Consider the following 13,745-nt stretch of genomic DNA (forward strand, 5'->3'; position numbering starts at 1 on the left):
CAGAATAAATACTGCCAGCAATCGGTTGCATCTGGTACACTATCCGCTGTTTGGGTAGTTATACCAAACAGCCTCCCGCGTTGGGGCACTGGCGTTTCCCCAATTAAACCCCTCCTCCAAATGTATCTTCTCGGATTTGACCTGGGTAGTTCGTCCGTCAAAGCATGTCTGATCGATGCCGAAACCGGTGGCGTAGTGGCGTCGGCTTTTTATCCCGAAACCGAAATGGCAATTGAAGCCCCCGAGCCGGGCTTTGCCGAACAAGACCCTAATCGCTGGTGGGAGAATGCCTGCCTGGCCTCGCGCAAGGTCATGCAACAGGCCAACATTCGGCCCGAAGCCGTGAAGGCAATCGGTATTTCGTATCAAATGCACGGCCTCGTCGTAGTCGATACGAATTTTCAGGTGCTGCGTCCGTCGATCATCTGGTGCGACAGCCGGGCTGTGCCCTACGGCAAAGCTGCTTTTGATGCGCTGGGTGCCGACCGTACTATGCACCACCTGCTCAACTCACCGGGCAACTTTACGGCCGCCAAACTGGCCTGGGTAAAGGCTAACGAACCGGCAGTTTACGCGCAGATCGATAAGTTTATGCTGCCGGGCGATTATCTGGCCGCCCGCATGACCGGCGAGATTGTGACCACAGCTTCGGGGCTGTCAGAAGGCACCCTGTGGGATTTCCAGAACGGCCAACCGGCCGATATGCTCATGAACTATTTTGGGTTCGACGCGTCGCTGATGGCTCCGCTCCGGCCCACCTTTGCCCCGCAAGGCGAGCTAACAGCCGCTGCCGCAGCCGAGCTGGGGCTGGCAGCTGGCACACCCGTTACCTACCGCGCGGGCGATCAGCCCAACAATGCCCTGTCGCTCAATGTGGTAGAGCCGGGGCAGATTGCCGCTACGGCCGGCACATCGGGGGTAGTGTACGGTGTGAGCGATACGGCTCAGTACGACCCGCAGTCGCGCGTGAACACCTTCCTGCACGTGAGCCATACACCCGAAGCCCCGCGGTATGGCGTGCTGTTGTGCGTGAATGGAACGGGGATTCTCAACAGTTGGCTCCGCAACACGCTGCTGCAAAAAAGCATCAGCTACAACCAGATGAACGAGCTGGCTCAGCAAGCGCCCGTAGGCGCCGACGGCTTGAGCTGCCTGCCCTTCGGTAACGGTGCCGAGCGCGTACTGGCGAATCAGGACCTGGGCGCGTCGTTTCACGGACTACAACTAAACCGGCACGGCCTGTCGCACTTACTCCGGGCCGCTCAGGAGGGCATTGTGTTTGCGCTCTACTACGGCATGGAAGTGATGCAGCAGGTAGGCGTAGGGCTACGCACGATTCGGGCGGGCGAAGCCAACATGATGCTGAGCCCCCTTTTCCGTGACACGCTGGCTAACCTAAGCGGCTGTACCATTGAGCTGTACAACACCGACGGAGCGCAGGGAGCCGCCCGTGGGGCTGGCATTGGCGCTGGCCTCTACAAAGACTACGCCGAAGCCTTTGCGGGGCTACACGTAACCCGAACCATTGAGCCCGATGCCCGTGCACACGCAGCGTACCGCGAAGCGTACGAACGTTGGTTAGGGGCATTGCCCACTCAGGCATAAACCGACTAGCCCTTTAGCACTGATGCCCGATGCCGTCTGTCTGTATCGGGCATCAGCCGTTTATCACATAGCCAATACCTCTCGTCCTCAATACGCCGATAGTTGTTTACAAATCGTGTATATTTAGCGAGTAATCACTGCCCGTTCAGACCCGAACGTATCCCTTTGCCGATGAGCTATTTATCCTACGAAATTAGCTTTCTCTGAGGGGCCTGACACTAAACTCTTATTACACCTTTTAAACACAAACAACATGGTTTTTCTGGGAGGTATTGGAAGTAGTGAAATCGCCATAATAGCTCTGGTGGTTGGTACCGTTCTGCTTTTCCCCATTTTTGTTTTGGTGAATGCGCTTCAGGCTACGTTTCAGGACTCGACCACCAAACTGATATGGGTACTGGTTATTCTGTTTCTGCCCTTTTTCGGGCCCTTACTTTATCTGATTATCGGGCGCAACCAGCGCATCGCATGAAACATCTTTTTACACTCTTTTTGGGGTTGGCCGCAGCCCCTGCCTTTGCTCAGTCGGCCGCCGATGAAACGGCCGTCCGAGGTGCCATCACGCAGTTTTTTGATGCCATGCGCAAAGCCGACTCGACCGCGTTGAAGGACGCCGTTTTGCCCGGTGCCCGGCTACAAACCGTACTGAACCGACAAGGGCAGGTATCGGTAAAAGACGATGATTTCAGCAAGTTTGTAAGCTCGGTCGGAAAGGCCAAGCCGGGCGCACTCGATGAGCGCCTGGGCACCTACGATGTCAAACTTGACGGTGATCTGGCCACGGCCTTCACGCCGTACTCGTTTTATTACAACGGTCAGCAAAGCCACTGCGGCTCCAATGCCTTTACGCTCGTTCGTATCAACGGAGCCTGGAAAGTGCAGGCAATCATCGACACCCGCCGGAAATGTAATTAAAAGGAGGAAGGGAGAAGGGAGGAAGGGAGGAAAGAACAAGCCATTCCCTCTCCCTTCCTCCTTTTTCTTATTCCCACCTCGGCACGCGCTTTTCCAAAAAAGCGGCCATTCCTTCTTTCGCGTCGGGGGTTTGCTGAATAAGCCTAAACTGTTCGTGCAGAAACGCCTGCCAATCGGTGCGGGGCAAGCCTTTGAGCTGTTGGTAGGCCCGTAATCCAAACTGCATGGCCGTGGGCGAAAATGCCTTTAACTCGGCCACCAGCCCCTGCACGGCCACCGACAACTGCCCGGCCGCAACCACCTCTGTCACCAGCCCTTGCCGATGAGCCTCCTCTGCCGATACCACTCGGGCCCGCAGGCACCAGTCAATTACCGTGCGCGGAGGCAGAATTTCGAGTAGGCTGGCCATAACCTGAAACGGGTACAGCCCCCGCTTCACCTCGGGTAAACTAAACGTGACCTCCTCGGCTGCTACTACGTGCGTACAACCCGCCACCAGCAATAAACCACCCGCCAGCACCGGCCCCTGCACCTGCCCAATACACGGCTTGTGTAAGCCCGCCATCAGTTCGCCGAGCCGCACCGGCCCCGACGGCTCGGGTACCGTGGATTCCTCCTGTACCCCTTCCGACAAGCTTTTCAGGTCCATACCGGCGCAGAAAACAGTACCCTCAGCCGCCAGCACAACCAGCCACACATTGAGCGTGTGGTGGGCATACGCGAGTGCAAAGGCCAATTCGTTGAGGAGTAGCGGGCTCAGGGCGTTCTTTTTTTCGGGTCTATTGAGCCGGATGGTCAGCACATGATCATCGACCGAAGTTAGCAGGTAACGGAAGCGGATTTCGTTAAAATGGGCAACCTGCCCGGCGGTATAAAGCATGGTGTTTAGCGATTAACAAACAAATGAAGTGTCACTATACGAAAGATATAGGTTAGGCAGTTAGTAACATAACGTTTCCTTCCCAATCCCTATCACATCATGAAAACGATTACCACATGGGCTTTGTGTTGCGCATTGACCCTGCCAACGTATGCCTCGCATTTGCTCGGCGGGCAGATTCAGGCCCGAAACACCACGGGCAACACCTACGAGATCACCGTTGTTTTACTTCTGGACAGAACTAACGCACAGGGCACCGCCGAGACCAGCACCATCCCCCTCTGCCTCGGCGATGGCAGCACTATCACCCTCGCGCGAGCCACTCAGCGTTTGATAGACCCAGCCGTCTCCGAAAACGTGTACCGGGCCTCCTACACCTATGCCGGGCCGGGCGTGTACCGACTAACCACCCAGCTACTCAACCGCACGACCACCGTCAATGCCAATCCGCCCGCAGAGGCCCCCTTTGTGTTATCTACGACCATTCAGGCCACGGGAAACTTTCGCAATGCAAGCCCTGCTTTTGAACCTACGGCCGATTTCTGGCAAGTAAGCACCAACCAGCGCGCCAGCCTGCGGTTTCGCTTTGTGGATGCAGATAACGACAGCCTGTCGTACGCCATTGTGCGCCCACTCAGTGCGGCTACTGGCAACGGCTGCTCCGCTCCTACGGGGCTCAATGCCTACCAGTTTCCGAACGATGTGGCCCGCGCTGGCACCTACAAACTCGACAGCCGCACAGGCGGGCTAATTTGGGATGCCCCCACCCGCGCCGGGCAATACAGCGTTGCCGTGGTGATTCGGGAGTGGCGCAATGGAATACAGATTGGTGAAACCTATGCCGAAACGGTGATACGGGTGCAGGACAAAGGGGGTGCCTCAACCACGCTCCCTCCTTACGAACCGGCCACGGAGAATAGCTTAGTTACGGGCACGAGTCCCGAATCGGAGGTGGTATTCTGGGCGTCGCCAAACCCGATGCAGCACCGGCTCACGGTACAACTTCGACTCAACGCAGCCCGAACCGCTTCGGTACACCTTTACAGCCTCGCGGGCCATCCGGTAGCTTCGGCCGAACTTACCACCCCGCAACGCGACCATACACACACGTTTGAGGTTGGGAACTTGCCCGCAGGCCTGTATATTCTGAAAGCAAATGTAGATGGGCGCGTTATTAGCCGGACGGTCTTGAAACAGTAATCAGAGCAACGACTTCCAGGTGCCTTTAATCCGGTTGTACTTCAGCGTACTCGGCAGGGCTTTCCACCAGTATTTGGAGATTTCAACGGCAAACGACGGCTGCATATAGCAATTGATGGCGCAACCCTCGCATTGGGGTAGCCGGCCTTCCAGCGCTACCAACTGCTGCACCTCAGCCGACCGATACAGGTCGTACAGCTTACCCTCAATTGGAAACTCCTGCAAACCCAAGTGGTAACAGGGTAGCACCAGCTTGTTTTCAGGCGAAATCACCAGCGTGGTACTGGCAGCCCGGCATACCGGCTTATCAATATGGTTGCCGCCATCGCGCCGGAGCTGCACAAAGCCATCGTTGAGATACACATTCTTTCGGCGGCCCCACTCGGTTAGCTTGCGCAGGCTTTCGGCAGAAAACTGCCCGCCGGTAGCCACCTCGTTGTACTCAAAAACCGGGTTCAGAATCAACACGAGGTTATTGGGCTTGCAGATGGTTTCGTAAACCGCGCCAATCTGGTCGATGTTGTGCTCGAACACCGTAAACAGAATATCGGGGCGCTCGCCCAATGAACGGGCCACCGCAATCGACTCCATGACCTTGTCGAAGCATTTCACACCCCGCAGCCGGTCGTGTTCTTCGGCAATGGGCGAGTCGAGCGAAAAGTGCAGCATATCGACCAATCCCCGCAGCCGCTCAGCCTGCTTTGGGTACAATAACCCATTAGTCGTGACGGTGGTGATAAACCCTTGCTGTTTGGCTTCGGCCAGCAGACCGTCAAGCTGCCGGTGCAACAGTGGTTCGCCCCCTGTGAAGTCTATAACCCGCACGCCCAGCCGACGCAGGTCGCGGAGATTTTCGGCCACATTTTCGGGGGTCACATAGGGCGAGGGCCGCTCCCAGATGTCGCAAAAACCACAGGTCGCATTGCAGCGATACGTAACGTAGTAATTGCACAAAACAGGATGACGGACCAGACGCATAAACGGAGAGAAAGGAAAGGGAGAAGGCATCAGCGCAAACGGACATGACTCCTTTTGCTATGTTACCTTCTCCCTTCCGGCTGTTATTTCAGCATCTGCAACAGGCTCGATAGCTTGTCTTTCAGGTCTTTCCGATCAACAATAAAGTCGAGGAAGCCGTGATCGAGCACAAACTCGGCACTCTGGAACCCTTTGGGCAGGTCTTTACCGATCGTTTCGCGGATAACACGTGGGCCAGCGAAACCGATCAGGGCGCCGGGCTCGGCAATGTTAAAATCGCCCAACATCGCAAAGGAGGCCGTTACGCCCCCCGTGGTGGGGTCGGTCAGCAGCGAGATATACGGGATTTTTGCTTCAGCGAGGAGCGCCAGCTTGGCCGATGTTTTAGCCATCTGCATGAGTGAGAAGCCGGCCTCCATCATCCGGGCTCCACCCGAACGCGAAATCATCAGAAATGGCGTGTTCGTTTTGAGCGAATGATCAATGGCCCGGGCAATTTTCTCACCCACCACGGAGCCCATTGAGCCGCCGATAAACCCAAAGTCCATGCAGGCAATGGTAATCTGCTCTTCGTTCATGGGCCCGTAAGCCGTCCGAACGGCATCGCGCAGACCGGTTTTGCTAATTGTGCTTTTGACCCGGTCCGGGTACGCCTTTGTATCGACAAAGTTGAGCGGATCGGCCGAGATCATGGTTGCATCCAGCTCGGTGAACTGATTGTCGTCGAACAGGATAGAAAAGTAGGCGTCCGAGCCGATTTTTTCGTGGTAATTGCAGTGTACACAGGTGTATGCGTTGAGCTTGTGCTCGCGGGTGTGCATCACTTTTTTGCAATTCGGGCACTGGTACCACAACCCATCGGGGGCTTCCCGCTTCATTTCGGTCGGGGTCTGGATACCCTTATCTTTGCGTATAAACCAAGACATTGATTTCGGTAGTTGAATCGTTCCGGGGCGACAAAGATACGCTTTTCTTAAGAGCGAAGGAGCGAATCGCGGAAAGAGTGATTGTATAGACTACATGGTCCTCCCTCCTGATGCCGATTGGCTATCTTTCAAAGAGTCAGATAATACCGTCGGCGGTCTGGCTCAAACCGCTCAATGGCGTAGCGCAGACTGGTACGGGGCAGTTGCCGGATATGATCGTGCAGGAACTCTTCAAGGGCGTCGGAGTTACGTTTACCGGCTTCGCGCAGCATCCAGCCAATCGCTTTGTGGATCAGATCATGGCGGTGCCCAGTGAGTCGTTCGGCCAGAGCGAAGGTGTCGGCGAGTTGCCCTTTTCGGATAAACGCCAGCGTCGACACCATCGCTATCCGTTGGCTCCAGAGGTGCCTGGTATCAGCAAGTTCATACAGTAGAGATCGGTCTTCGTGCAGCAAGGCCTCACCCACAATAGCCGGACAGCTCGAATCGACCAAATCCCAGTTGTTCACCCATTCCACGCTCGCCAGATACCGTTCCAGAATTTCCTTTTGCACTATCGGCCCTCCTTTCCGGCTTTGTTGAACCCAGATCAGCAAGCCTACCATCCGGCACTCGTGGTAACTATCGCGCACCAGTTGTTCTGTGTGCTCCACAGGCAACTGCCGAAATTGACGCGCTATGGTATGTTGTTGCGGCATGGATAACCCCAGAAACTGGTCGCCCTCGGCGTATTGCCCCGGCCCAGTCTGGAAATACCGAGCCACAAACGACGCTCGTTCGGGTTGTTGCAGGGCCATTAGTTGTCTCTTTACCTCGGCGGCATCCATTTACGTAGCTTCTGTTTTTAAGTGACTTTCCTGATTGTCGAGACTGGCCTTGCCCCATTCTGAATGGATGATTCATTTACACGCAAAAAGCCCGCCCGAAGAACATCGGGCGGGCTTTTGTAGTCTGATATTCGGCTTAGTCACCTAACCGGTACCGCACCAGCTCCCCTTCCGGAATCAGCTGCATATCGTACAAGGCAATTTTGTGGCGCAGGTAAGCCGGGGTTTCGAGATCGCGCTCGGGAATCCGGTTATTATAAAAATCGTCGATCATCCGCTGAATGTGCTCATGGTCGCCAGCGTTATGCACTTCGATCAGCACTTCAGGCGTAATCTTGTGGGTCTGCGGCATTCGGTCGCCCCGGCCGGGCACCACAATCACATCAGCACCCACATTCACCGAGCGGGTTGGAATCTGGTCTTCAAACACACCGGGGAGCGCTTTTTCATTCGCTTCCTCTTCAATAGCGGCCAATACCAGTTTCTCCGACTCAGCGCCACCCAGTTCGATTGGGGCCTCTGCCACGGGCTCTTCATCGCGGGTTGCTACTGTCGTCTTTTCATCTCGGGCATCTGTTTTTTTGTCGTCTACGTTCTCGCTGGGGGTTATGCCATTGGGCGTCAAAATCTGCCCAATGTCATTAATTGGCTCAAAGCCAGCGGCAATAATTGTGACCCGCAACTTAGAGCCAAGGGTTTTATCCACAATGGCACCGACTTTAACCATCTTGGCCTCGGCCTGAATTTTCTCAGCCACGTACTTCGAGATGATGGTCATCTCGTTCATTTTCATGGCGTGCTCTTTGCTCGACGCAATCGTCAGCAGGACTTTTTTGGCCCCGCGAATATCACGGTCGTTCAGCAAAGGCGAATTGAGTGCGGCTTCAATGGCCGACAGCGCCCGATTTTCGCCGTCTGCCTCGGCCGACCCCATCACCGACTGACCGGCATTGCTCAACACCTTCTTCACGTCGGCAAAGTCGGCGTTGATATCCCCCTGCGTGGTGATAATCTCCGCAATACTTTTTACCGCGTTCGCCAGTACGTTGTCGGCATGACCATAAGCTTCGGTCCAGTCGAGGTCGCCGTAGAGTTCAGCCAGTTTATCATTCAGTACCACCAGCACCGTATCGCAACTTTCTTTGAGCCGCTCGATGCCTTTCATGGCCTGTTCTTTCTTTTCAGTGCCCTCGTACCAATACGGTGCTGTTACAACGGCTACGGTCAGCAGCTTCAGCTCACGCGCCACTTCGGCCACAACCGGTGCAGCCCCCGTACCCGTACCACCGCCCATACCGGCTGTGATAAAGACCATTTTGGTTGGTGCAGCCAGCAGGTTACGAATCTCGTCGATTCCGTCGCGGGCGGCTTTCTCACCGGCTTCGGCTTCTGTACCGGCCCCCAGTCCGTCGCCCAACTGAAGCTTGGTCGGAACGGGAGAGGCCATCAGTGCCTGCCGGTCGGTATTACAAACGGCAAAACTGACGTCTTTAACGCCCATTTTCCACATGTGCTTAACGGCATTGCCGCCCGCACCACCCACACCAATGACCTTGATGATCGGGCCGTTTTCGTCCGGAATTTCGTAAGCGTATCCGTGATCAAGCATCGTGTTCATAGGGTGTCAGTCGTTCTGATATGAGGTACAAGTTAATAGGTGTCCTTCTTTTCAATGAAATCATCACTTGAAAAGATCCGTTTAAGTTTGGCGAACCAGCCTTCTTTGGGGGCCTCTTCAGGCTCCGCAGCAGGCCGGTACGGTTGTTTTGCCGTCGGTGGCGTACTGGTTTTGGGGGCTTCAGAGGTCCGGGCGGGGTCGCTGATAAAGCTTACTCGCTCATCGACCTGCCGGAAACCGGCCCAAACCAAGCCCAACGCCGTTGCGTAGGCCGGATCGCTCACCAGATCGGCCCGGCCGTTGTGCTCCAGCCACTCGGGGTAACCCACGCGTACGTCCATCCCCGTGACCCGCTTAAAAATGGCCTCGATGTTGGGCGTCGATGCGGTTCCTCCCGTCAGAACAATACCCGCCAGCAGTTTATGTTCAAAACCTGAGCGTAAGATTTCGGCCTGTACCAATGCCGCAATCTCCTTCAGCCGGTCTTCCATGATAAGCGACACATTCCGCAGTAGCACATCCTTGTGTTTGCGATTGACCAAACCCGGCACCGAAACCACCTCATTCAGGCGACTATCGGTCGGGTTAGCATTCCCAAACTGTACTTTGATCTGCTCGGCATGGTTGCTCAATACCTTGCACCCTTGTTCAATATCGTTCGTCAGGCTGTTGCCTGCCCACGGCAAAATCGAAATATACCGCAACACATTGCGGTGGTAAATGGCAATGTCGGTAGTACCACCACCGATATCAACCAGCGCCACACCCGCCTGCTTTTCGTCTTCGGTCAGCACAGCCATCCCCGACGCCAGCACCGACAACACGAGCTGATCGCGTTTGAGGGAGCTATTAGCGGCTCGCTCAATGCACTTTTTGGTGTTCAGTGCGGCATTGGCCGGAGCCATAATAATCTGAAAATCAGCCCCCAGCTTAACACCATTACGCCCTACGGGATCTTCAATACCCGGTTCGCTATCGACTGTGAAGTCCATGGGCAGTACATGCACGATTTCGTTACCCGGCGGAATTACCGTCTTGTACATATCGCGCAGCAAATGATCGATGTCAGTCGGTGTTACTTCGTCGCCGGGCGAACTCCGGGTGATACTGCCAATCTGACGACGAGCACTAATGGTGTTGCTGCTAAACCCAACGTTGACAATACCAATATCAATATCAGCCTGATTACCAGCCTCTTCGATAGCCTGGTTAATGGCTGACACCGTTTTGTTTATATTGACCACGGAACCCCGCGTTACACCGCCCGATTCTACACGTCCGACACCCAGAACCTCCAACGTGGGGAAGTCCTTATTACGGATCAGCCGACCCGCAACCGCACACACTTTGGTGCTGCCAATGTCAAGTCCAACAACTATTTTATCATTCATCGACGCTGTCATTCGCACACGATTTGATTTCGGTACTGCACGTTCACCCGACTGTATCGATCCCATCCCCGCGAGGAAAGAATTGATTTATAGAACAATTTCAACTTCTTAAACTTCAATTCCAAATTAATGGGCAGGCCCATTTCAATCCGATGCTTGCCATACGTGGGCCACATCGTGACGGCTCCCTGCGCATTCACGTCAATGTCGGTAACCTGAGCCTGCCAGAAGGCATCGTTCCGAATCATGGTCAGCAACTCGATCAACCCACGACTACTGGAATCGGTCAGGCTGGTATGTTTGGCAAAGTACGCACCCGACAGTAGGGGTACCCGTACGGTATGGTTCATCGAGATCGGAAAGAACCGTCCCTCTTCGCTTACATACTGCCCTTCCAGGTAGCCCAGGCTGTTATCAGACGATATCAACCGGGCCAACGGCTGGGGCTGCTGGATGCTGACGATCAAGTTACCCTTCAGGTCACGCGAGACCTGACAATTTTTCACCAACCCATGCCGCTTGAGCCGCTGCTCTAATTGCCGAAAGTCGATCTGATCAAACGACTCACCGATTACCGGATCACTGCCCTCGTTGGTCAGGTAGCCCGTTACATCCCGGCGGGTCAGAAACTGATGCCCATCTACTTTATCGAGCTTCACCACCACCTCGCGGCAATGCTTTTGCTCCTGTCGGGCCTCTGTAAACGCAATGATAGCGAACAAAGACAGACCGCCCCCCAGCGTCCAAAGCCACTTTCTTTTATGGTTAAAAGTAGAAAACATCTGGGTTTAAGGTCGACAAAACTGGTAATATATTTATTTACTGGCTAAAAGGCTATCCTTGAGCACCGGGAGCATCTGATCAATGTCGCCAGCACCAATCGTAACCACTACAGCCGGGGACTTTGTTTCCCGCACAACGCCGGCCAGTTCGGCTTTGGTGCACAAATTTGCGGTTTTTGACTGTACGTTCCGCAGGATGAGCTCCGAGGTAACCCCCTCGATGGGTAACTCACGGGCCGGATAGATGTCAAGCAAGTGTACATGGTCGGCCAATGAGAGACTCTCGGCAAATTCATCGGCAAAGTCGCGCGTCCGGGTAAACAGGTGGGGCTGAAAGATCGCCGTAATCTCCCGGTCGGGGTACAATGCCTTCACCGACGACAGAAACGCCTTCACTTCTTCGGGGTGGTGGGCGTAGTCGTCGATCAGGATAGCCTCTTCAGTGTCCAGAATATACTCGAATCGGCGCTTAACCCCCCGATAGGTGCTCAAGCCGTCGCGGATAGCTTCGGGAGACAACCCCAGTGTGAGGGCTACGGCTCCGGCAGCAATTGCATTTTCGATGTTGTGAAAACCCGGTACCATCATTCTGATGTCGGGAACTACCCCGCCGGGATACACCAAATCAAACACAAACCGGGCCTTTTCGATACGCAGGTTCTCGCTGTGATAAAGCCCTCCGTGTAATGAATACCCCCGAACTTCCGCTTTGGTCTGCCCAGCCAGAGAAAGACCCTCCTTCTGGAAAAAGACCCCACCCGCATCGATCTGACTTACGAAAGCGCCAAACGAGTGCAGCACAGCATCTTTGTCGCCATAAATATCGAGGTGATCCGCATCGGTCGACGTCACGATGGCCAGTTGCGGGTAAAGCGTCAGAAATGACCGATCGAATTCATCGGCCTCTACGACGCAGACAACCTTGCTCAGATCCTCGGCAGGTTCGTTGAGCAGGAAGTTGGTTCCGTAATTCTGCGTGATACCCCCCAGAAAAGCCGCACAGTTTACACCCGCGTTGCGGAGTATGTGGGCCACCATGGATGAGGTCGTTGTTTTGCCGTGAGTACCAGCTACGGCTACGGTTTTCATTCGCCCCGCCAATAACCCCAACACCTGCGACCGTTTCTGAATCGTGAAGTTGTTTTCAGTCAGGTACACATACTCTGCATGGTGTTTAGGTACGGCAGGTGTGTACACAACGAGTGTTTGGGCCGGGTGCGCGCGGAAATGCGCAGGTATCTGGTCTACATCTTCCGTGAAGTGTACAGCCATACCTTCGGCCTGTAACACATCGGTTAAAGCCGTTGGCGTTTTGTCGTAGCCAGCCACTTCATAGCCATTGACCCGAAACCATCGAGCCAATGCGCTCATGCCAATTCCTCCGATACCGAGGAAATAAACGTACTTGAATTGATCCATACCTAAAGCAGAAAGGAGGTGGGCCCTTATCGCTTACGCAAAAGTAACCACAGAATAACATTCTCCTTTCGTATCTATTTTAATTTCATGATTTCCTGCGCAATATCCCGGCCAGCATCGGGCCGGGCAAGCAATTTGATCTGGCGGGTCAGAATAGCCCGCTGATCGGCATTCCCGAGCAAGCTCAACGCTTCGGCCACCAGGGTGGTGCGGGCCTGATTATCCTTAACCAGCAATGCCGCATTCCGGTCTACGAGGCTCATGGCGTTTTTGGTCTGATGGTCTTCAGAAGCCGCCGGGAATGGCACCAGAATAGCTGGCCGACCCACAATACAAAGCTCTGAAACCGACAAAGCCCCCGCCCGCGACACAACGGCGTCGGCTACGGCATACGCCTGATCCATCGGATAGATAAAATCATACGGCTTAATCAGGTCGGAACCGGTTGCCTGTACAGCCGCCCGCGCCCGCTCAATAAACGCCGGCCCCGTTTGCCATACCACCTGCACGCCTGCCGCGATAAATTGCGACAGCCCCTGCTCGATACTTTCGTTGATGGTTCGTGCCCCCTGACTGCCGCCAATAATGAGCAGCGTAGGTTTGCTGGCATCTAACCCAAACGCTTGCCGACCAGTCTCAACCTGCGTGTCGGCGTGCTGAATATCCTTCCGAACCGGGTTACCGGTCAGAATAATTTTTTCGGCAGGAAAGAAAGCTTCCATACCCGGATACGCCACGCAAATGCGTTTGGCCCAGCGTGCCAGCACCTTGTTGGTCAGGCCAGCGTAGGAATTTTGCTCCTGAATAAGCACCGGAACCCCGGCCATACTGGCAGCCAGCAAAGTAGGCCCGCTGGCGTACCCGCCCACACCCACCGCTACGTCGGGGCGAAACTGCCGTACAAGCTGACGAGCCCGCCAGAGGCTACGCCCCAGCTTGAGCGGAAAGGCCAGATTGTCGAGTGTCAGTTCCCGCTTGATACCTACCACCGGTAACCCCTCAATCCGATAGCCCGCCCGGGGTACCTTCTCCATTTCCATCTTACCCTCTGCCCCCACAAACAGAATGTCGGCGCCAGGGTCAATAGCTTTTAACTCGTTGGCGATAGCAATAGCCGGGTAAATATGCCCACCCGTGCCTCCACCGCTGATGATGATTCTCATCGGAAAAAAGTTTACCGTTTACAGTCCTCTATTTTCTGTTC

13 protein-coding genes are annotated in these 13,745 nt (G+C 54.9%); 4 read left to right on the forward strand and 9 right to left on the reverse strand.

Going from position 1 to position 13,745, the window contains the following annotated elements; all coding sequences use genetic code 11:
• The first annotated feature begins 120 nt into the window (after positions 1 to 120).
• The 3 genes from F5984_RS08235 (at position 121) to F5984_RS08245 (ending at position 2,520) form a co-directional block, all read left to right on the forward strand.
• On the forward strand, positions 121 to 1,605 hold the full coding sequence (locus F5984_RS08235; RefSeq protein ID WP_152123750.1) for a xylulokinase: 1,485 nt from the start codon (positions 121 to 123) through the stop codon (positions 1,603 to 1,605).
• A gap of 253 nt (positions 1,606 to 1,858) precedes the next feature.
• Positions 1,859 to 2,077 (forward strand): PLDc N-terminal domain-containing protein, encoded by a 219-nt coding sequence (locus tag F5984_RS08240; RefSeq protein WP_152123751.1) that lies wholly within the window; start codon positions 1,859 to 1,861, stop codon positions 2,075 to 2,077.
• Positions 2,074 to 2,520 (forward strand): nuclear transport factor 2 family protein, encoded by a 447-nt coding sequence (locus F5984_RS08245; protein ID WP_152123752.1) that lies wholly within the window; start codon positions 2,074 to 2,076, stop codon positions 2,518 to 2,520. Before F5984_RS08240 ends, F5984_RS08245 begins: the two co-directional genes overlap by 4 nt.
• 67 nt (positions 2,521 to 2,587) lie before the next feature.
• Here the strand turns inward: F5984_RS08245 and F5984_RS08250 are convergent, their stop codons facing one another.
• Entirely contained in the window at positions 2,588 to 3,400 is an 813-nt protein-coding gene (locus F5984_RS08250; RefSeq protein ID WP_152123753.1) for an enoyl-CoA hydratase/isomerase family protein, read from the reverse strand.
• Between the two features lie 99 nt (positions 3,401 to 3,499).
• Here F5984_RS08250 and F5984_RS08255 point away from each other — a divergent pair, with 99 nt between their 5' ends.
• A complete protein-coding gene (locus F5984_RS08255; protein WP_152123754.1) occupies positions 3,500 to 4,600 on the forward strand; it encodes a T9SS type A sorting domain-containing protein in 1,101 nt (366 codons plus the stop codon).
• Here F5984_RS08255 and F5984_RS08260 read toward each other — a convergent pair whose 3' ends face one another.
• The 8 genes from F5984_RS08260 to murG all read right to left on the reverse strand — a co-directional run bounded on the left by F5984_RS08260 (position 4,601) and on the right by murG (position 13,704).
• Positions 4,601 to 5,578, reverse strand: a complete 978-nt coding sequence (locus F5984_RS08260; protein WP_152123755.1) for a radical SAM protein — start codon at positions 5,576 to 5,578, stop codon at positions 4,601 to 4,603.
• A gap of 83 nt (positions 5,579 to 5,661) precedes the next feature.
• Entirely contained in the window at positions 5,662 to 6,504 is an 843-nt protein-coding gene (gene accD / locus F5984_RS08265; protein WP_152123756.1) for an acetyl-CoA carboxylase, carboxyltransferase subunit beta, read from the reverse strand.
• Between the two features lie 128 nt (positions 6,505 to 6,632).
• Positions 6,633 to 7,331 carry a DNA alkylation repair protein gene (locus tag F5984_RS08270; protein ID WP_152123757.1) on the reverse strand — a complete coding sequence of 233 codons (699 nt, stop codon included), beginning with the start codon at positions 7,329 to 7,331 and terminating at the stop codon, positions 6,633 to 6,635.
• Between the two features lie 136 nt (positions 7,332 to 7,467).
• Positions 7,468 to 8,949 carry a cell division protein FtsZ gene (ftsZ, locus tag F5984_RS08275; RefSeq protein ID WP_152123758.1) on the reverse strand — a complete coding sequence of 494 codons (1,482 nt, stop codon included), beginning with the start codon at positions 8,947 to 8,949 and terminating at the stop codon, positions 7,468 to 7,470.
• A gap of 32 nt (positions 8,950 to 8,981) precedes the next feature.
• Positions 8,982 to 10,340, reverse strand: coding sequence for a cell division protein FtsA (ftsA, locus tag F5984_RS08280; RefSeq protein ID WP_152123759.1), 1,359 nt, complete (start codon positions 10,338 to 10,340; stop codon positions 8,982 to 8,984).
• Positions 10,341 to 10,348: 8 nt separating this feature from the next.
• The gene (locus F5984_RS08285; RefSeq protein WP_152123760.1) at positions 10,349 to 11,122 is read right to left on the reverse strand and encodes a cell division protein FtsQ/DivIB; all 774 of its coding nucleotides are present in this window, start codon (positions 11,120 to 11,122) and stop codon (positions 10,349 to 10,351) included.
• Positions 11,123 to 11,155: 33 nt separating this feature from the next.
• Positions 11,156 to 12,541, reverse strand: a complete 1,386-nt coding sequence (gene murC / locus F5984_RS08290; RefSeq protein ID WP_152123761.1) for a UDP-N-acetylmuramate--L-alanine ligase — start codon at positions 12,539 to 12,541, stop codon at positions 11,156 to 11,158.
• A gap of 74 nt (positions 12,542 to 12,615) precedes the next feature.
• Positions 12,616 to 13,704: an undecaprenyldiphospho-muramoylpentapeptide beta-N-acetylglucosaminyltransferase gene (murG, locus tag F5984_RS08295; RefSeq protein WP_152123762.1), complete on the reverse strand. Its 1,089-nt coding sequence runs from the start codon at positions 13,702 to 13,704 to the stop codon at positions 12,616 to 12,618.
• Positions 13,705 to 13,745: the final 41 nt, after the last annotated feature.

The sequence above is a fragment of the Rudanella paleaurantiibacter genome, from assembly GCF_009184635.1.
GTDB lineage: Bacteria > Bacteroidota > Bacteroidia > Cytophagales > Spirosomataceae > Rudanella > Rudanella paleaurantiibacter.